General features: G+C 59.4%; 19 protein-coding genes. 11 read left to right on the top strand and 8 right to left on the bottom strand.

Translation table 11 applies throughout. From position 1 onward, the window contains the following. Positions 1-71: 71 nt before the first annotated feature. The 4 genes from ACZ9BB_RS24365 to ACZ9BB_RS24350 form a co-directional block, all read right to left on the bottom strand. Positions 72-317 carry a GlsB/YeaQ/YmgE family stress response membrane protein gene (locus ACZ9BB_RS24365; RefSeq protein WP_008030708.1) on the bottom strand — a complete coding sequence of 82 codons (246 nt, stop codon included), beginning with the start codon at positions 315-317 and terminating at the stop codon, positions 72-74. A gap of 106 nt (positions 318-423) precedes the next feature. Then, positions 424-1,506 carry a 5-(carboxyamino)imidazole ribonucleotide synthase gene (locus ACZ9BB_RS24360; protein ID WP_476216958.1) on the bottom strand — a complete coding sequence of 361 codons (1,083 nt, stop codon included), beginning with the start codon at positions 1,504-1,506 and terminating at the stop codon, positions 424-426. Between the two features lie 11 nt (positions 1,507-1,517). Continuing rightward, entirely contained in the window at positions 1,518-2,009 is a 492-nt protein-coding gene (gene purE, locus ACZ9BB_RS24355) for a 5-(carboxyamino)imidazole ribonucleotide mutase (protein WP_003196369.1), read from the bottom strand. Positions 2,010-2,253: 244 nt separating this feature from the next. Continuing rightward, complete coding sequence (locus ACZ9BB_RS24350) at positions 2,254-3,168, bottom strand: LysR substrate-binding domain-containing protein (protein WP_476216953.1); 915 nt, start codon at positions 3,166-3,168, stop codon at positions 2,254-2,256. 181 nt (positions 3,169-3,349) lie between these two features. Here ACZ9BB_RS24350 and aspA point away from each other — a divergent pair, with 181 nt between their 5' ends. The 6 genes from aspA (at position 3,350) to ACZ9BB_RS24320 (ending at position 11,485) form a co-directional block, all read left to right on the top strand. After that, complete coding sequence (aspA, locus tag ACZ9BB_RS24345; RefSeq protein WP_253417524.1) at positions 3,350-4,774, top strand: aspartate ammonia-lyase; 1,425 nt, start codon at positions 3,350-3,352, stop codon at positions 4,772-4,774. A gap of 486 nt (positions 4,775-5,260) precedes the next feature. After that, positions 5,261-6,712, top strand: a complete 1,452-nt coding sequence (locus tag ACZ9BB_RS24340) for an alanine/glycine:cation symporter family protein (RefSeq protein WP_476216950.1) — start codon at positions 5,261-5,263, stop codon at positions 6,710-6,712. 176 nt (positions 6,713-6,888) lie between these two features. Further along, the gene (locus tag ACZ9BB_RS24335; protein ID WP_476216948.1) at positions 6,889-7,893 is read left to right on the top strand and encodes an asparaginase; all 1,005 of its coding nucleotides are present in this window, start codon (positions 6,889-6,891) and stop codon (positions 7,891-7,893) included. 148 nt (positions 7,894-8,041) lie between these two features. Next, on the top strand, positions 8,042-9,034 hold the full coding sequence (locus ACZ9BB_RS24330) for an AraC family transcriptional regulator (protein ID WP_476216946.1): 993 nt from the start codon (positions 8,042-8,044) through the stop codon (positions 9,032-9,034). 306 nt (positions 9,035-9,340) lie between these two features. After that, a complete protein-coding gene (locus ACZ9BB_RS24325) occupies positions 9,341-10,372 on the top strand; it encodes a histone deacetylase family protein (protein WP_476216944.1) in 1,032 nt (343 codons plus the stop codon). Positions 10,373-10,384: 12 nt separating this feature from the next. Then, positions 10,385-11,485: a polyamine ABC transporter substrate-binding protein gene (locus tag ACZ9BB_RS24320; protein WP_476216942.1), complete on the top strand. Its 1,101-nt coding sequence runs from the start codon at positions 10,385-10,387 to the stop codon at positions 11,483-11,485. A gap of 15 nt (positions 11,486-11,500) precedes the next feature. On the opposite strand, the gene pdxR is transcribed toward ACZ9BB_RS24320, so the two are convergent. Beyond that, positions 11,501-13,054 (bottom strand): MocR-like pyridoxine biosynthesis transcription factor PdxR, encoded by a 1,554-nt coding sequence (pdxR, locus tag ACZ9BB_RS24315; protein WP_476216940.1) that lies wholly within the window; start codon positions 13,052-13,054, stop codon positions 11,501-11,503. 90 nt (positions 13,055-13,144) lie between these two features. Between pdxR and ACZ9BB_RS24310 the strand changes: the two genes are divergently transcribed. Genes ACZ9BB_RS24310 through ACZ9BB_RS24300 form a run of 3 tightly spaced genes read left to right on the top strand, consistent with a single transcriptional unit; the run spans position 13,145 to position 14,913 of the window. Beyond that, positions 13,145-13,768, top strand: a complete 624-nt coding sequence (locus tag ACZ9BB_RS24310) for an FMN-binding negative transcriptional regulator (RefSeq protein WP_476216938.1) — start codon at positions 13,145-13,147, stop codon at positions 13,766-13,768. Positions 13,769-13,777: 9 nt separating this feature from the next. Then, a complete protein-coding gene (locus ACZ9BB_RS24305) occupies positions 13,778-14,224 on the top strand; it encodes an N-acetyltransferase family protein (RefSeq protein WP_476216936.1) in 447 nt (148 codons plus the stop codon). Positions 14,225-14,241: 17 nt separating this feature from the next. Then, positions 14,242-14,913 (top strand): GNAT family N-acetyltransferase, encoded by a 672-nt coding sequence (locus tag ACZ9BB_RS24300; RefSeq protein ID WP_476216934.1) that lies wholly within the window; start codon positions 14,242-14,244, stop codon positions 14,911-14,913. Between the two features lie 121 nt (positions 14,914-15,034). On the opposite strand, the gene ACZ9BB_RS24295 is transcribed toward ACZ9BB_RS24300, so the two are convergent. Further along, positions 15,035-15,934 carry a homocysteine S-methyltransferase family protein gene (locus tag ACZ9BB_RS24295; protein ID WP_476216932.1) on the bottom strand — a complete coding sequence of 300 codons (900 nt, stop codon included), beginning with the start codon at positions 15,932-15,934 and terminating at the stop codon, positions 15,035-15,037. Between the two features lie 111 nt (positions 15,935-16,045). On the opposite strand from ACZ9BB_RS24295, the gene ACZ9BB_RS24290 reads away from it, so the two are divergent. Both ACZ9BB_RS24290 and ACZ9BB_RS24285 read left to right on the top strand, forming a co-directional pair. After that, on the top strand, positions 16,046-16,867 hold the full coding sequence (locus ACZ9BB_RS24290; RefSeq protein WP_476216930.1) for an ABC transporter substrate-binding protein: 822 nt from the start codon (positions 16,046-16,048) through the stop codon (positions 16,865-16,867). Beyond that, positions 16,864-17,700, top strand: a complete 837-nt coding sequence (locus tag ACZ9BB_RS24285; RefSeq protein ID WP_476216928.1) for an amino acid ABC transporter permease — start codon at positions 16,864-16,866, stop codon at positions 17,698-17,700. Before ACZ9BB_RS24290 ends, ACZ9BB_RS24285 begins: the two co-directional genes overlap by 4 nt. Positions 17,701-17,722: 22 nt before the next feature. Here the strand turns inward: ACZ9BB_RS24285 and ACZ9BB_RS24280 are convergent, their stop codons facing one another. Further along, on the bottom strand, positions 17,723-18,001 hold the full coding sequence (locus tag ACZ9BB_RS24280; RefSeq protein WP_476216926.1) for a helix-turn-helix domain-containing protein: 279 nt from the start codon (positions 17,999-18,001) through the stop codon (positions 17,723-17,725). Next, positions 17,998-19,350, bottom strand: coding sequence for a HipA domain-containing protein (locus tag ACZ9BB_RS24275; RefSeq protein ID WP_476216924.1), 1,353 nt, complete (start codon positions 19,348-19,350; stop codon positions 17,998-18,000). Before ACZ9BB_RS24275 ends, ACZ9BB_RS24280 begins: the two co-directional genes overlap by 4 nt. Positions 19,351-19,558 lie beyond the last annotated feature (208 nt).

Genomic DNA, 19,558 nt, shown 5'->3' with positions numbered 1-19,558 from the left:
GAAAGGACGGTGTAACGCCAAGCATTCTAGCCCTCTCCGGTGATGGCGCAGAGAGGGCTTTGTCGCTTGAATCAGTTCTTTTTGATCAGACCGTAGATAACCAGCAATACCACAGCGCCCACCAATGCACCGATGAAACCTGCGCCTTGGCCGGCCTGGTAGATGCCCAGAGCCTGGCCGCCATAAGTGGCCGCCAGCGAACCGCCGATACCGAGCAGGATAGTCATGATCCAGCCCATGCTGTCATCGCCCGGTTTCAGGAACCGAGCCAGCAGGCCAACGATCAAGCCGATAAAGATGGTTCCGATAATTCCCATGGCATTTCCCTCTGATTGAATTGGCTAAGCGAAAGCCTAGCCAGACTTTGGCATCCTGCCATCAGAGAACGGCGGCCACTGAAGGTTCCGCCGCTGCCACATGAAACTATTCAGCAATCAGCGCTTCGACCTTGAGGATCTGCGCGGCAAGCGTCGCCCGGTCGGCACAGCGCAGGTTTGCGTGACCGACCTTGCGGCCGACCTTGAAGGCCTTGCCGTAGTGATGCAGATGGCAATCGGCGATGGCCAGGACTTTCTCGGTGTCCGGTACTTTACCGATGAAGTTGAGCATCGCGCTCTCGCCAACCTTGGCAGTCGAACCCAGCGGCAAACCGGCAACGGCCCGCAGGTGGTTTTCGAACTGGCTGCACTCGGCGCCTTCGGTGGTCCAGTGCCCGGAGTTGTGCACACGCGGGGCGATTTCGTTGGCCTTGAGGCCGCCGTCGACTTCGAAAAACTCGAATGCCATCACGCCAACGTACTCCAGTTGCTTGAGCACACGGCTGGAGTAGTCTTCAGCCAACGCTTGCAACGGGTGGTCGGTGCTGGCCACGGACAGCTTGAGGATGCCGCTGTCGTGGGTGTTGTGAACCAGCGGATAGAACTTGGTTTCACCATCGCGGGCGCGCACGGCGATCAGCGAGACTTCACCAGTGAACGGCACAAAACCTTCCAGCAGGCAGGCGACACTGCCTAGTTCGGCGAAGGTACCGACCACGTCTTCAGGTTTGCGCAGGACTTTCTGGCCCTTGCCGTCATAACCTAGGGTGCGGGTTTTCAGCACGGCCGGCAGGCCGATGGACGCTACGGCGGCGTCCAGATCGGCTTGCGACTGGATATCGGCGAACGCGGGCGTCGGAATCCCCAAGTCCTTGAACATACTCTTCTCGAACCAGCGATCGCGGGCGATGCGCAGCGCTTCGGCACTCGGGTACACCGGAACGAATTGCGACAGGAACGCCACGGTTTCGGCCGGGACGCTTTCGAACTCGAAGGTCACCAGATCGACTTCATCGGCCAGCTGACGCAGGTGATCCTGATCGCCGTAATCGGCCCGCAGGTGTTCGCCCAACGCGGCTGCGCAAGCATCCGGCGCCGGATCGAGAAAAGCGAAGTTCATGCCCAGCGGAGTGCCCGCCAGCGCCAACATGCGACCCAATTGGCCGCCACCGATTACACCGATCTTCATCGTCAACAACCTCAGGCGATGCGTGGGTCTGGATTGTCCAGGACGCTGTCTGTCTGCTCAGCGCGGAATTTTTTCAGCACCGTATGAAATTGCGGATGCTTGGCGCCCAGGATGCTCGCCGAGAGCAGGGCTGCGTTGATCGCGCCGGCCTTGCCAATGGCCAGGGTGGCGACCGGAATGCCTGCGGGCATCTGCACAATAGAGAGCAGAGAGTCGACGCCCGAGAGCATCGACGACTGCACCGGCACGCCCAGCACCGGCAGGTGGGTCTTGGCCGCACACATGCCTGGAAGGTGGGCCGCGCCACCGGCACCGGCGATGATTACCTCGATGCCACGGGCCTCGGCCTCTTCGGCGTACTGGAACAGCAGGTCCGGGGTGCGGTGGGCAGAGACCACTTTCACCTCGTAAGGGATGCCGAGCTTTTCCAGCATATCGGCGGTGTGGCTAAGGGTGGACCAATCGGACTTGGAGCCCATGATCACGCCAACCAGTGCACTCATCGTCGTGCCTCTTCTCTCTGGGCGCCCGCAGGCGCGTCAAAAAACAACAAGCCACGCAAAATGCGTGGCTTGTTGTACGAATTAAGGCCAGGTAAACCGGCCGAAGGCCGCGCAGTATACCTCAATGAAGCAGATAAACAGCCCCCGATGCGACCATCTGTCATACGGCGCAAAGTGCCGGTTTTATTGACTTCAGGGTCAGCCTGAAATAGTTCATATCGACCTAAATCTGTAGGAAAAATCATTAACCCGCAGGGTTTTGCGCTGCGCTGCCTTCAAGCTTGCGCCAGAGCAACCGCACATTCGCCTTGCGTACCAGCGCGCAGCGGTACAGACGAATCTCCAGCGGCACATGCCATTGCGGGCCGCCGCAGACCACCAACTCGCCACGAGCCAGTTCGGCGCGCACGCTCAAGCGCGGCACCCAGGCGATGCCCAAGCCTTCCAGCGCCATGCTTTTCAGGCTGTCGGCCATGGCGGTTTCATAAATAGTGGTGAATCTCAGGGCACGCTGGCGCAACAGCATGTTTACCGAACGCCCGAGAAACGCCCCGGCGCTGTAGGCCAGCAACGGCACGCTAGTATCGCCTTCCAGGTCGAACAACGGCTTGCCGTCGGCATCCGCCGCGCACACCGGGAGCATTTCGGTGTCTCCCAGGTGCAGCGACGGAAAAATCTCCGGATCCATTTGCATCGCTGCGTCCGGATCATAGAACGCCAGCATCAAATCACAGCCGCCTTCACGCAGCGCGTGCACTGCATCGCCGACGTTGGTGGCCACCAGTCGCGTGGCGATGTTCAGACCTTCATTGCGCAATTGCGCAATCCAGCGCGGGAAGAAGCCCAGCGCCAGGGAGTGCGCGGCAGCGACCTGCATCACTTCGCCCTGCCCGCCTTCCAGGTGATGAAGGTGGCGCAGCACTTCACCCAGCTGTTCGACCACAGTTCGCGCGGTAACGAGAAATAGTTGCCCCGCCGCCGTCAACTCGACCGGTGTGCGGGAACGGTTGACCAGTGTCAGCCCCAGCGCGGCTTCGAGGCTGCGGATCCGTCGGCTGAACGCAGGCTGGGTCACGAAGCGTCTTTCCGCCGCCTGGGAGAAGCTACGGGTGGCGGCCAAAGCACTGAAGTCCTCGAGCCATTTACTTTCCAGATTCATCACGCCCTCCCGGATAACGCACCAATTTAGGTCACACGCTCGCCGCACACGCGGCGTCACACAGGCATTATGCCGAATGTGCATAGGCTAGTGCTTAACAGCATTGGCCCAAAATTCTTCACAAGCCTAGCATTTGCAGTGTTCCGGCATAGACCGGGTCCATATCGAGATGATTTCTATCATGTCCTCCGCTGCATCTTTCCGCACAGAAAAAGACCTGCTTGGCGTACTCGAAGTACCTGCTCAAGCGTATTACGGCATCCAGACCCTGCGAGCGGTGAACAACTTCCGTCTCTCCGGTGTTCCGATTTCGCATTACCCGAAACTGGTTGTCGGTCTGGCAATGGTCAAACAGGCCGCCGCTGACGCCAACCGCGAGTTGGGTCACCTGAGCGAAGCCAAGCACGCTGCCATCAGCGAAGCCTGTGCCCGATTGATCCGCGGCGATTTCCACGAAGAATTCGTGGTGGACATGATTCAAGGCGGCGCTGGCACTTCGACCAACATGAATGCCAACGAAGTCATCGCCAACATCGCGCTGGAGGCCATGGGCCACAGCAAGGGCGAATACCAGTACCTGCACCCGAACAACGACGTGAACATGGCGCAGTCGACCAACGACGCCTACCCGACCGCGATCCGTCTGGGTCTGCTGCTGGGTCACGACGCGCTGCTGGCCAGCCTCGACAGCCTGATCCAGTCGTTCGCCGCCAAAGGTGAAGAATTCAGCCACGTTCTGAAGATGGGTCGTACCCAGCTGCAAGACGCCGTGCCGATGACCCTGGGCCAGGAATTCCGCGCCTTCGCCACCACCCTGAGCGAAGACCTGGCGCGCCTGAAGACCCTGGCACCTGAGCTGCTGACCGAAGTGAACCTGGGCGGCACCGCGATTGGTACCGGCATCAACGCCGACCCGCGTTACCAGGCCCTGGCCGTTCAGCGCCTGGCAACTATCAGCGGTCAACCGCTGGTACCGGCCGCCGACCTGATCGAAGCCACCTCCGACATGGGCGCCTTCGTGCTGTTCTCCGGCATGCTCAAGCGCACCGCGGTCAAGCTGTCGAAGATCTGCAACGACCTGCGCCTGCTGTCCAGCGGCCCACGCACCGGCATCAACGAAATCAACCTGCCAGCGCGTCAGCCAGGCAGCTCGATCATGCCAGGCAAGGTCAACCCGGTAATTCCGGAAGCCGTGAACCAGGTTGCGTTCCAGATCATCGGCAACGACCTGGCCCTGACCATCGCGGCCGAAGGCGGCCAGCTGCAACTGAACGTGATGGAGCCGCTGATCGCCTTCAAGATCTTCGACTCGATCCGCCTGCTGCAACGCGCCATGGACATGCTGCGCGAACACTGCATCGTCGGTATCACCGCTAACGAAGAGCGCTGCCGTGAACTGGTCGAACACTCGATCGGCCTGGTCACCGCGCTGAACCCGTACATCGGCTATGAAAACGCTACCCGTATTGCCCGTGTCGCTCTTGAAAGCGGCCGCGGTGTACTGGAACTGGTGCGCGAGGAACGCTTGCTCGACGAAGAAATGCTCGCCGACATCCTGCGCCCGGAAAACATGATTGCTCCGCGTCTGGTGCCTTTGAAGGCTTAACCGAACGCAGGCTCTCCAAGTGAGAGCACGCTCACCAGGTCGAGGGACTAGACACCTCTCACCTTTTGAGGGCTTGGGGATTTATTCCCTCAAGCCCTTTTTTTTAACCCTTTTGCGGATTTTCGAATATGCTGAATGCTTTCAGTTCCGCCAAGATCGCAGCCTTCGGCAGCTCCTACCGGGTTTGAGACCCTCTGTAGAGGCTACCGAAGGCTGCGATTTTTTGATTTTGCAGCGCTCTCGTTTCATCGCTTGCACCACAACCGTGCAGACGGAAGGCACTCTCCTATGTATAGTGCCGGCCCTCTTCGCGTGAGCGGTCGTCGATAACGAGACCCAAACCCATGCGAAACCCGAACTAATAAAACCCGCGATATGGAACCGGAACGAACCTCGATCCACTTGTTGTGCCACGCGCAAGCCGGTGTAACGCGATGTGTCGGTCCACCATTATCTGCACACACAAAAAATAGCGAGGAATAATCCATGCTCGAAGTCATCAACGACTTCCTCTCAGGGAAAGTACTGATCGTGCTCATTGTCGGGCTCGGTAGCTACTTCACGATCCGCTCGCGTTTCGTCCAGTTCCGCCATTTCTTTCACATGTTCGCGGTGTTCCGTGACAGCCTCAAAAGCAGCGCTGGCCAGCTCAGTTCCTTCCAGGCCCTGATGCTCAGCCTCGCCGGCCGCGTCGGTGCGGGCAACATCGCTGGTGTCGGCATCGCCGTGACCCTTGGTGGCCCCGGTGCGGTGTTCTGGATGTGGGTGACCGCGCTGGTCGGCATGTCCAGCAGCTTCTTCGAATGCTCCCTCGGCCAGCTCTATAAGCGCTGCGACTCCGAAGGCCAGTTCCGTGGCGGCCCGTCCTTTTACATTCAGCACGGCCTGCAGAAACGCTGGTTGGGCATGATCATGGCGTTCCTGCTGCTGATCACCTTTGGCTTTGCCTTCAACGGCCTGCAAGCCCACGCCGTAACCCATTCGCTGAACAATGCCTTCGGCCTCGACACCACGTACACCGGCCTTGGCCTGGCGGTATTGCTGGGTCTGGTGTTCATCGGTGGTATCAAGCGGATCGCCAAGGTCGCTGACCTGCTGGTACCGGTGAAAACCCTGGTGTACATCGGCGTGACCATCTACGTGATCGTGCTGCAGTTCGACCACGTTCCAGGCATGTTGATGACCATCGTCAAAAGCGCCTTCGGTCTGGACCAGGCGTTCGGCGGCCTGATCGGCAGCGCCATCGTCATGGGCGTGAAGCGCGGCGTGTTCGCCAACGAAGCGGGCCTGGGCAGTGCGCCGAACGTGGCCGCTGTGGCCTCGGTCGAGCACCCGGTCTCGCAAGGCGTGGTTCAGGCGTTCAGCGTGTTCCTCGACACCTTCGTGATCTGCACTTGCACCGCATTGCTGATCCTGCTGTCGGGCTTCTATACCCCGGGTTTCGAAGGCGACGGCATTGCCCTGACCCAGAACTCCCTGGCTGCCGTAGTCGGTGACTGGGGCCGGATGTTCATCTCCGTGGCCCTGGCGTTGTTTGTGTTCACATCGATCCTCTACAACTACTACCTGGGCGAGAGCAACCTGCGCTTCATGATCGGCGAAAACCGCAAGGCGCTGATCGGCTACCGCGCGCTGGTACTGGTACTGATCTTCTGGGGTGCCATCGAGAACCTGAGCACAGTGTTCGCGTTCGCCGACATCACCATGACCCTGCTGGCGTTCGTGAACCTGATCGCGCTGTTCCTGCTGTTCAAGGTCGGCATGCGCATCCTGCGCGACTACGATGACCAGCGTGCTGCCGGTATCAAGACCCCGGTATTCGATTCGAGCAAGTTCCCGGATCTGGACCTGGACCTGAAAGCCTGGCCAGCCAATCCGACAGCCGCCGCTCCTACGGCCGCCGCCGAGCCGCAAGGCGTGACCGCAGCGCAACGCTGATCGGTAAAAAACCGGGCGCATCCCCTGCGCCCGGCGTGACACAGCTTGCGACCGGCGTCATGCTCGGTCGTATGTTGTGGCAGCTTTTTTGATGCTGCCGTTCAGGGTTCAAGCCTGCAAGACCGCATCGCAGCCTTCGCGAGCAAGCCCGCTCCCACAGTTTTCGGAGAACCTCCATGAATTCCTCGACTTTTCCTGCTGCCCAGCACGTCATGGTGCTCTACACCGGCGGCACCATCGGTATGCAAGCCAGTGCCCACGGGCTGGCCCCGGCGTCCGGTTTCGAAGCGCGGATGCGTGAGTATCTGCACAGCCAACCCGAACTGGTGGTACCGCAGTGGCGCTTTCGCGAGATGTCGCCGCTGATCGACAGCGCCAACATGACGCCCGCCTACTGGCAGCAACTGCGTGAAGCGGTGGTCGATGCCGTTGATGTCCAGGGCTGCGACAGCGTGTTGATCCTGCATGGCACCGACACCCTGGCCTACAGCGCTGCGGCCATGAGCTTTCAGTTACTCGGCCTGCATGCCCGCGTGGTGTTCACCGGCTCCATGCTGCCGGCCGGCGTGACCGACAGCGATGCCTGGGAAAACCTCAGCGGCGCGCTGGTTGCCCTTGGCCAAGGCTTGGCACCGGGTGTTCATCTGTGCTTCCACGGAGAACTGCTCGACCCGACCCGTTGCGCCAAGGTTCGCAGCTTCGGCCGTCATCCGTTCAAACGGCTGGAACGCCAGGGTGGTGGTGTGAAAGCTTCCTCGATACCTGAGCGGTTGAACTACAACCAGCCTAAACAGCTGGCGAAGGTCGCGGTGCTGCCGCTGTTCCCCGGCATCGGTGCCGATCAACTGGATGGCCTGCTCAACAGCGGTATTCAGGGTCTGGTGCTGGAATGTTATGGCAGCGGTACCGGCCCAAGCGACAACCCCGAGTTTCTCGCCAGCCTGGGGCGGGCGCGGGATAAAGGTGTGGTGGTGGTCGCGGTCACACAATGTCATGAAGGTGGTGTGCAGCTCGACGTGTACGAGGCGGGCAGCCGCTTGCGTGACGCCGGTGTGTTGTCCGGTGGCGGCATGACTCGCGAGGCGGCGTTCGGCAAGTTGCATGCGCTACTCGGCGCAGGGCTTGAGACCACTGAAGTTCGACGGCTGGTTGAGCTCGACCTGTGCGGCGAACTCATCTGACACAACACCAGACCTTGAGCGAGGCTTGCCCGCGAAGCTTTTGGCGCACTTGAGGACGCCTTCGCGGGCAAGCCTCGCTCCTTGTATGTTGGTCATAACCGGCATGTAACTTGCTCCCCTTCCGGCATGCCCAACGCCGGAAGCACCCATGCTCCACTCCCACCTCACCACCCTCAACGCCGTCTCCCTGGTGCTGAACACCTTCAAGGCTGAAGGCCTGTCCAGCGAGGCATTGCTGGCCGGCAGCGGCATCAGCGCAGCGGATCTGAGCCGGGCGGACACGCGCATCACCACCAACCAGGAAATGCAGGTCTGCGCCAACGCTGTCGCGCTCAAGCGGGATATTGGCCTGGAGTTGGGTCGGCGGATGCATGTTTCTTCCTATGGCATGCTCGGGTACGCCCTACTCACCAGCGCCACTTTAGGTGACGCCCTACGGTTGGCGCTGCACTATCCGGCGTTATTGGGAACACTGTTCGAATTGAGCCTGGAAGAAGAGGATGGGCGCATCTGGCTCACCGCGGGCGACTATCGGGAAAATCCCGCGCTGGCGCCGTTCAATGTCGAGTTCTGCCTGGTCTCGATGAAAGTCACTTGCGAAGACTTGCTTGGCCACTCTCTGCCGCTGCTCGGTGCCCGCTTCGAATACCCGGCACCGGATTATCAGGCACGCTACACCGAGCGTTTCGACTGTCCCTTGCTGTTTGACGCTGCGTCCAATGCCTTTGCCTTCGACAAACGCTGGCTCGAACAACCCCTGCCTCTGGCCGACGCCATCACTCATCAGGCCATGGCCGAGCGCTGTCGCAAGCAGAATACCGAGTTCACCGGGCGGCAGGCCTGGCTCGGGCGCATCCGCCAATTGCTCGCCGCGCAACTGAGCGCGGCGCCGGGCCTGGAGGGGCTGGCCGAACAGCTGAACTGCTCGGCGCGCACACTGCGCCGACATCTGAAAGACCTTGGGTGCAGCTATCAGGAACTGCTCGATGAACTGCGATTCGAGCAGGCCAAACGAATGCTCTGCGAGGATCAACTGCCGATCTATCAAATCGCCGAAGCACTGGGGTTCAGCGAAACCGCGAGCTTCCGGCATGCGTTTGTGCGCTGGAGTGGCGTGGCGCCGAGCCAGTTCCGGCCCTAATCCATCCTGTTTGGACCGCGGACATGATGGACACATATCCCCGGCCCAAACATACCCCTGTGGCGAGGGAGCTTGCTCCCGCTCGGCTGCGCAGCAGTCGTAAAACCGGCAACCGCTATTTGAATGAAAGAGCCCGGTTCGGGGCTGCTACGCAGACCAACGGGAGCAAGCTCCCTCGCCACAGAGGGGCGAATTTCGGTCAAACCTTTTGGCCATATCGATCCCCTTTTGGCCTTTCCTGCCGTTCTCCCAAACGCCGCCCGCCGCAAGACTGTGTGCAACCGAATCAGCCTGCGGAGAACAAGAATGCTGACAATCTACTCGAACGATCACCACCTGCACCACGGCCGTTGTGAATTGATGGACGGGCAACTGATGCCCTGCTTCGAAATGCCCTCACGGGCTGACCATGTGCTGGCACGCGTACAGTCCCGCGATCTGGGCCCGGTCGAGGCGCCGCAGGATTTCGGTCTCGGGCCGATCGAGCGCATCCACAGCCGCGACTACCTCGACTTCTTCAAAGGAGCGTGGGCGCGCTGGACCGAATTCAATACCGACGGTGACTTGCTGCCCTACACGTGGCCGGCCCGCACCCTGCGCCGAATCATGCCCACCAGCCTGCACGGCCAGCTCGGCTATTACAGCTTCGACGGCGGCGCACCGATTACCGCCGGCACATGGCAAGCGGCGTATAGCGCGGCGCAAGTGGCGTTAACCGCTCAAGCAGCGATCCAGCGCGGTGCCCGCAGTGCCTTCGCTCTGTGCCGTCCACCGGGACACCATGCCGCCAGCGATTTGATGGGCGGTTATTGCTACCTCAACAACGCAGCCATCGCCGCCCAGGCATTCCTCGATCAGGGCCACAAAAAGGTCGCGATCCTCGACGTCGACTACCACCACGGCAACGGCACGCAATCGATTTTCTACGAACGCAGCGACGTGCTGTTTACCTCGATCCATGGCCATCCGGAAGCCGAGTTTCCGTTCTTCCTCGGCTACGAAGACGAACGCGGTGAAGGCGCAGGCGAAGGGTTCAACTTCAACTACCCGTTGCCCGCCGGTTCAGGCTGGGACAGTTGGAGCGCCGCACTGGAACAAGCCTGCAAAGAGATCGAAACGTACGGCGCCGACATCGTTGTCGTATCGCTGGGCGTCGATACGTTCAAGGACGACCCGATTTCCCAATTCAAACTCGACAGCCCGGATTACCTGGCGATGGGCGCGCGCATCGCGGGCCTCGGCAAACCGACGCTGTTCGTGATGGAAGGTGGTTACGCGGTAGAAGAAATCGGTATCAATGCCGTGAATGTTCTCGAAGGTTTTGAAAGCGCCCAATGAGGAATTAGAACAATGAACCGACTCAAGCGTCTTATCGCTCCAGTGCTATGCGCCACCGTATTCAGTGGTGTCGTTCACGCCGAAGAGCGCACTTTGCGGGTGTACAACTGGTTCGACTACATCACCCCCAAAGCGCTGGAAGATTTCAAGGCTCAGAACACCCAGACCAAACTGGTCTACGACATTTTCGACACCAACGAAGCACTGGAAGCCAAGCTGCTGACCGGCAACTCCGGCTACGACGTGGTGGTGCCGTCCAACGTATTCCTCGCCAAGCAGATCGAAGCCGGCGTGTTCCAGCCAGTGGACCGCAGCCAACTGCCAAACTGGAACCATCTCGATCCCAAGCTGATGAAGCTGATCGAAGCCAACGACCCCGGCAATAAATTTGCCGTGCCGTACATGTACGGGACCATTCTGATCGGCTTCAACCCGGACAAGGTCAAAGCCGCGCTGGGCGACAACGCTCCGGTGGACAGCTGGGACCTGATTTTCAAGGAAGAAAACATCAGCAAGCTCAAGCAGTGCGGCGTGGCCCTGCTCGACTCACCCTCGGAGATCCTGCCGCTGGCCCTGCAACACCTGGGCCTGGACCCCAACAGCAAGAAGCCGGCGGACTACGCCAAGGCTGAAGCGCTGCTGATGAAGATCCGTCCGTACATCACCTACTTCCACTCCTCCAAGTACATGGCCGACATCGCCAATGGTGACATCTGCGTCGCGGTCGGTTACTCCGGCAGCTTCTCCCAGGCCGCCAACCGCGCCAAGGAAGCCAAGAACGGCGTGATCGTCGATATGCGCCTGCCCAAAGAAGGCGCACCGATCTGGTTCGACATGCTCGCGATCCCCAAAGGCGCGAAGAACCCGCAAGACGCCTACACCTTCATCAACTACCTGCTGCAACCTCAGGTCATTGCACCGGTCAGCGACTTCGTCGGCTACCCGAACCCGAACAAGGACGCCACGGAAATGGTCGACCCGGCGATCCGCAACAACCCGAACCTGTACCCGACCGAAGCGGCGATGAGCACGCTTTACACCCTGCAACCGCTGCCTCGCGATGCCGAACGGGCGCGGACCCGGGCCTGGACCAAGATCAAGTCCGGCACCTGATCCGGGCGGCGCGACTCACACCGGGCGCCAGATCTCTTTGAGCCTCGCCAGTGCCGATTCGATAGCCGTCTCTGGCACTGCGGCGAACCCCAGGACCAGCCCCGCTCGCTGGTCCTCGGGAAGCGTCGTGTCTGGCAGCCAATAACTGCTCAAACCATTGATCTCCACCCCGACGCTGGTGGCTTGTTCAATCAATTCGCGCTCACGAGTCACGCTGTCGACACGTACCGTCAGGTGCAAACCGGCCGCCACACTGGGCAGCTTACCGACGCCCGGGATATCCACAGGCCAGCCATTGAGCAACACGTTACGCCGACTCAACGCAGCGCGGCGCATACGTCGGATATGCCGCTGGAAATGCCCGGCGGCCATGAACTCGGCCATTACCGCCTGGGTGCTGACCTCCGAGTGCCGTACGTCCACCGCACGACGCTGGGAGAACGCCTCAACCAATCCGGGCGGCAACACCAGGTAACCCAGTCTTAACGCCGGGAATGCGACCTTGCCGAAGGTTCCGACATACAGCACCCGCCCCTGTCGATCCAGTGCAGCCAACGGCGCCAGCGGTGCGCCGCTGTAACGGTATTCGCCATCGTAGTCGTCCTCGACGATCCACCCTTGGGTGCGTTCGGCCCAGGCCAACAATTCAAGACGTCGCGCCAGACTCATGACCACCCCGGTCGGGTACTGATGCGACGGCGTGACGTAAGCCAATCGACAATCGCTGAGCCCCGCCAATTCGGTGCAATCAATGCCCTCACTGTCCACCGCTATCCCGTGCAATCGCGCGCCGGCTACAGCGAACGCATGACCCGCCGCTCGATACCCCGGATTTTCAATGCCCACCCCATCGCCAGGCTCCACCAGCAACTGTGCACAAAGGCTAATCCCCTGTTGTGCGCCACTGGTGATCACTATTTGCTCAGCCGAGCACTGCATGCCCCGCGAACTGCGCAAATACGCAGCAATTAACCCACGTAATCGCGCATCACCCGCTGGGTCGCCGTAACACAGTTGCTCTAAATCCGGCTTACGCCAGAAAGCCGCATTCAGCTTGGCCCAGACCTCGAAAGGAAACAGATCGAAGGCTGGAACGCCGACACGAAATGCCCGAGGCGGACCACTGGGAGGCAAGGTCAAATGGTTCTTTTCAACCCGGCTCAAAGCACCGCTGTGGATAACTTTACTGGATGAAACCACAGGTAAATCCAGCCAATTTGTGGATAAAGCTGTGGGTAACCCTGTTGAAAACCCTGTGGATACTTTTGTGGATAATTTTTTCACTGACATCGCAGCTTGAGGCAACTGCGCGACATAAGTCCCGTCGCCAACACGCCCCTCGATGAAGCCCTCAGCGTAAAGCTGATCGTAGGCACGGACCACGCTGTTACGGGAAATCGATAACGCCGCCGCCAGATCGCGACTGGCTGGCAGTCGTGTGCCGCTGGCCAGTCGTCCGTCGAGCACTCGCACCCGCAGCGTTTGATAGAGCTGACGACTCAGGCCTTGACGACGGTCGAGTTCGATACCCGCCGGGTTGAACGACGAGGGAAACGGCGTGTTCGACATGGTAATGGACCTATGAAATTGGTCATTAATGGCTCTTACAACAGACCAATAGCCTGCCTAGGATGCAGGCATTCGCCAAGGAATATTTCCATGTATACGCCCAGCAATTTCGCCATCAATGATTTGAATGAGCTGCATCAGCACATCCTCGGCGCCCGTCTTGGCGTTTTGGTCACCCACGGTGAGCAAGGCCTGCAAGCCAGTCATTTGCCGCTGTTGCTGAATGTCGACCATGGCCCCAATGGAACCCTCTACGGCCACTTCGCCAAGGCCAATGCGCAATGGAAGGAATTGCAGAACGGCGCTGAAGCGCTGGTGATATTTGCCGGTGCCGACGCTTATGTGAGTCCAGGGTTTTATCCGGGCAAAGCGGAGCACGGCAAAGTGGTGCCGACCTGGAACTACGTAGCCGTACACGCTTATGGCACTGGCGAAGTGTTCACCGATGCCGATCGCCTGCGCGATCTGGTCAGCGCATTGACCGATCGCCATGAAGCCGGTCGCGCCCAGCCGTGGAAGGTCGCCGACGCCCCTGCCAACTACATCGACGGCATGCTCAAGGCCATCGTCGGTTTTGCCTTGCCGATCCAGCGGCTGGAGGGCAAACGCAAGCTCAGCCAGAACCGTAATGCCGCAGACATCGCCGGTGTGCGCGAGGGGTTGGCCGCCAGCCCTGATGTGCACGACCAGGCCCTCGCCCACTTGATGCGTTAAGGAACGAACATGAGTCAGATCGACATCCGCCAGGTCACCGCCGACGATCACGCGGCCTGGCTGCCGCTGTGGCAAGCCTACTTGCGCTTCTACAACACCGAACTGCCCGAGGTGGTGACCCGAAGTACTTGGCAACGCCTGCTCGACCCGAGCGAACCGACCCACGCGGCGCTGGCCTGGGCCGATGGCAAAGCGGTGGGCATGGTGCATTTCATTTATCACCGCTCGAACTGGAGCATCGAAAACTCCTGCTATCTGCAAGACTTGCTGGTGACGCCAGAAACCCGCGGCACCGGCGTCGGTCGGCAACTGATCGAATTCGTCTACACCACAGCCAAGGCCGATGGGTGCTGCAAGGTCCATTGGCTGACCCATGAAACCAACGCCACCGCGATCCAGCTCTATGAGCGCATCGCCGAGCGCCCCGGTTTCATCCAGTTTCGCAAAGCCCTTTAAGGTTCAAGGAGAGCAGCATGCCGACTTCACTCGCCGACTGGAAAGGCGTTCCACCGCCTTCGGTCCAACTGATCGAAGGGCGTTTCATTCGCCTGGAAAAACTTGACCCCGCGCGTCACGCCGACGGTTTGTGGGAAGCCCTGGAAGGCCCGGGCGCGGATCCGAAACTCTGGGACTATTTGCCTTATGGGCCTTTCCCGGAGCGCAGCGCTTTCAACGATTGGCTGAACAACCACGCGGCCAACAGCGATCCGTATTTCTTCACGGTGATCGACCGTGCCAGCGGCGACGTCCAGGGCATCCTCAGCCTGATGTCGATTGTCCCTGCTCAGGGCCGCATCGAGATCGGCCATGTGACCTTCGGCGCAGCGATGCAGCGTTCCCCGAAAAGTACCGAGGCGGTTTACCTGCTGGCCAGGGAATCTTTTGCCTTGGGTTACCGGCGCCTGGAATGGAAATGCAACAACGGCAATGCCCGTTCCAAGTATGCAGCGCAGCGGTTGGGGTTCAGTTTTGAAGGGGTGTTCCGCCAGCACATGGTGGTCAAGGGTCAGAACCGTGACACGGCGTGGTATTCGATTCTGGATTCGGAATGGCCGGCGATTGGCGCGGGGTTCGAGCGGTGGCTTAGCGATGAAAACCAGACGGATTCGGGGCAGGTGAAAACGTTGGTGGAGTGTCGCGGGTAATCTTCGGCGCCCTGACGGACGCTATCGCGAGCAGGCTCGCTCCCACATTGGATCGTTGTCGAACACAATATACGTGTTCACTGAAGATCTATTGTGGGAGCGAGCCTGCTCGCGATTGGCGTCACGCCAGTTTTTGGGCCAGCACCGCAATATGCTCCGGCCCGATCCCGCAGCACCCACCCAAATGGCTGGCCCCACGCTTCTGCCAATCAGCTGCCCATTGCAGGTAACCCGGCGGGTCGAGATCGTCGCGCAACGGGTCCAGACCGTCATTGGCCGTGGCCTCTTTCGGTTGCGGCGGGAAGGCATTGGCGTACGCGCCAATGTGAATCTTCACCCCCAAGCGTTCGAAGGTTTCCCGGGCCGCATCAATCGCCGCGCCGATCACTTCTGGCTGGCTGCAGTTGAACAGCAAAGTCTCGACGCCCAACTCAGCCGCCACTGCGGCAGCCTCGGCCACAGGTTCACCGGAACGCAAACGCGGCACTTCGTCGGTGTCTTCATCCTTCAAGGTAAACGACAGCCAGAACGGCTTGCCGTCTTTCGGCAGACCCGCATGGATCGCCCGCGCCTCGACGATCGAACTCTGGGTTTCGGCCAGCCACAGGTCGACATGCGGCGCCAGGCCATTGACCAGAGGCGTCAACAGTTCAGTCACTCGGGCAGCATCGAACAAATCGGGACGATAGGAGCCGAACAACGGCGGCAATGACCCGGCCACGCGCACTGGTTTGCCTGCCGCATCGACTGCACGCCGCGCCAGCTCACCGGCCAATGCCGCGAGGGCTTGGCCTTCAGCGGCAAAACGCTCTTCGCCAATATGGAACGGCACTACCGCATAGCTGTTGCTGGTGATCACGTTGGCGCCGCTTTCGATATAAGCCGCGTGCACCGCCTCCACCGCTTGCGGCGCTTCGCTCAAAGCCAGTGCCGACCACTCGGGCTGCCTGAACGGCGCCCCTCGGCGTTGCAGCTCACGACCCATGCCGCCATCCAGAATTATCGTGCTGTCTGCGCCCATATTCTTTTCACTCATAAGCTTATGAAAATAACTCACTATCAGAGTCTTTCTTATAACTATTTAATACGCACCACCCGGTTAATAACAACCTCTTTTTTTCAGGGATCAACTGTGAAATTTCAACCACTGCTGGCCCTGGGCCTGACGATTTTAGCTGCCTCTACCCAAGCCTTTGCGGGCGCCACTCTGGATCGCATCGAGCAAAAGAAAGAACTGGTGGGCGTGTTGATGGAAAGCTATCCACCGTTCTCGTTCCTCAATGATCAGAATCAGCTCGACGGTTTCGACGTCGATGTGGCCAAGGCCGTGGCGAACAAGCTGGGCGTCAAGCTGCGCCTCGAAACGCCGTCCTGGGATGTGATCGCCGCCGGGCGCTGGAGCGGGCGTTACGACATCTGCATCTGCTCCATGACCCCGAGCAAGGCCCGCGCCGAAGTCTTCGATTTCCCGGTCGAGTATTACGCTTCCCCAGCCGTGATCGTGGTCAATGCCAAAAACGATAGCATTCACGGTGCCAAGGACCTGAGCGGCAAGAAAGTTGGCCTTACCAGTGCTTCCAGCTATGAAAGCTACCTCAACAAAAACCTGGTGATCGAAGGCGCCGAAGACACCCAATTGCAGTACCCATTCGAGAATGTGCAGATCGCCCCGTATGACACCGACAACGTCGCATTCCAGGATTTGGGCCTGGGCGCCGGCGTGCGCCTGGACGCGATCCTCACCAACCTTGTCACTGCGCAACCGCGCCTGAACGAAGACCAGCGCTTCAAACTGGCAGGCGAGCCGCTGTACTCGGAGCCGAACTCGGTGGCCATCGAAAAAGGCGATGCTCAGTGGGACGCCAAAGTGCGCGATGTGTTTGCCCAGTTGAAACAGGACGGCACCTTGAGCAAGCTGTCGCAAAAATGGATCGGCGCCGACATCAGTAAATGACTTCTTTCCCCAAACCTCCTCAGCCACCGCAACCGGTGGCTGAGTCGTTGCTGCAACGGATCTTCGGATTCCGCACACGGCTGTACCTGACCTGGACAGCAATGTTCGGCTTGTTCGCCAGTTTCTTCCTGAGCTTCGACCTGAAGTTCTCGATCATCCTCGACAAGCTGCCGAACCTGATCGGCTTGCACCTGGCGCCCAACGGTTTTCTGCAAGGCGCGGCGCTGACGCTGTTTTTGTGCCTGTGTTCGATCGTGGCGTCATCGCTGCTGGGCTTCATCACTGCCCTGGCTCGGCTATCGAAAAGCGCCGTGGCGTTCGGTATTGCAAGCTTCTATGCCTCGTTCTTTCGCGGCACGCCGCTGCTGATCCAGATCCTGCTGATCTACCTCGGCCTGCCACAACTCGGCGTCGTGCCAGGCGCCATCGCCGCTGGCATCATCGCCTTGTCGCTGAACTACGGCGCCTACCTGAGCGAAATCTTCCGCGCCGGCATCCTCGGCGTCCCCCACGGCCAACGCGAAGCGTCGCTGGCCCTGGGCATGCGCGAAACCGTGATTTTCTGGCGCGTCACCCTGCCCCAGGCCATGCGCACCATCATCCCGCCCACCACCAACCAATTCATCTCCATGCTCAAAGACTCGTCACTGATCTCGGTGATGGGGGTTTGGGAAGTGATGTTCCTGGCCCAATCGTACGGGCGCTCGAGCTATCGCTATATCGAGATGCTCACGACCGCGGCGATTATTTATTGGCTGATGTCGATTGGACTGGAGCTGATTCAGGCGCGGATGGAGCGGCATTATGGGAAGGCGTATTTGAAGCGGGGTTAGAAAAAAGTTCGCAGCCTTCCAGTCAGCTGAAATCGCGGTGGACCCGCACAACGCCCATCTTCAATCCAAACGGCCGGAACACCGCATTCAACGATTTCAGCGTCTGATTCCCTTCCCCATGCTCGATATGCACCAGCGTGCGCACCGAGACTTTGCACATCTTTGCAAACTGGGTCTGGTGCAGGCCTGTGACTTCCACCCGCAAGCGACGGACGGCCTCACCAATCTCTAGAGTGCCTTGAGCCAGCCCCTCTTGAATGCTTTCTATGAGCACAGTGCGCTCGGCAACTGTCATGCTCATTTCAGGCCCCACTCTTTCAAACGCTGCTCCAGGTTTTTCAAAGCTATTCGCGGGTGATTCATTGTTACGTCGGGCAATCCGCTGTCCGCCAGAATATCCGGGAGTGCCATCAAGCGTTTGGCATCCTCGCGCAAGCGTTCAAAAGAGCCCGGCGAGTCAATCAACGCTGCCAGCGGATCATTTGGATCAGCAATATCAGCCAGTGCCTGGCACACACCAAGCCAATTTACATCCCCGGCTCTTTCCAACTCTTTTGGCCACTTGGTGGTTCTTGTTACGCCTTCGTCGTCCATCACCATTGGTGCCAAGTCATAGATCGGTGCCAGTCGAAAGGAGGCCGTATCGCGGATGATTGCGGTGTTGCGCCCATGGTTATCCGAATTGCCGAGGATTTTATTTAGCAGATCCCGACGCAGATAGTCAGCAACCAGATCCGGGATCTGGTCCGTCTGCCCCGCATCACGCCAGAGTCCAGCGAGCAGCCGGATAACTTCCATGTGGTTCATCGGGCTACCGGGCGTGGTTATTTGCGCCAGTGAGTAGATCGACTCCACAGCAAAACGCTCGACCCCCTGAAGGGTTACCTGACGGTCAAAGCGCTGCATCCACAGGCTGGGTTTGGTCGCTTCTTCCAAGGCCAAGCCCTGTGCTGCCACCGTTTCGATGCCCAGTGTTTGTAGTGCCTTGTAGTAGTGGTACTCGCTTCTGAGGATGTCCTGATCGTTCCTGGTTCCTTTATTGCGAGAGAACTTCACGAACCAATGCTGGGTAACGTTTGCGTCGTCCAGTACTGCATCGGGGTATAGATTTCCGTCCTTGCCCTGAGCCAGCAAGAGTTTCGGTGCCTCGCCACCTGCCCCCGTTGCCCCGCCAATCGCGGCGCCCTGCTCATAGGCATACTCGAGAAACCGGTTATCACGACTAATGACGTCCTGACGCTCAAACCCCATCGCCTCACGTTGACCGACTACATCGACAGATTCCTTTATCCGCATATTGCCAATCGGAGCCGGAGTGCTTCTGGCCAGAAGAAAAAGATCCTCACTGATGTCAGCTGGTTTTTCTCTGCCTACCCGTTGCAGAAGAAATCGTTTTGCCGCGCCGGCTGGCGCAATGTCATGCAGAAATGCAGGTGCATTGGATCGCTTTACCTCCCAATCCAATGGCAACCTGGCACTCACTGCCTTCGCAAAAGGAGTTGGAATGTCCTCATGGTTATCGACCAGATAGGTGTGTTCGTAACCGAAGCTGCATCGACTTTCGAAGCCCTTTTCAGGACTGTCGAAGCTCAAGAGCATGGCGTCGTGCCATTTCCCTGCCGTATAGACCTGTAAGGTCAGGTTGTACATGTCGTCACCACCTGCATTTAAATGCATTTTTTGAAAGTCATCCTATATCCAACATGCAATATAGTGCATTCAACTCGATGTAGTCCTCACCTTAAACGCAATAAAATGCAGATACTTGCTCAATAGCCGCGTAAAAACGCAAAACAATGCAGATCTGTAAAAATCCTCCCGACCGGCGTGACGGTGACCAGCCCGAACCGTTGCGGCC

The organism is Pseudomonas sp. TE3552 (assembly GCF_056278945.1).
Note: the sequence above shows the minus strand (reverse complement) of the source record. Positions and strands in the feature narration are given on the sequence as shown.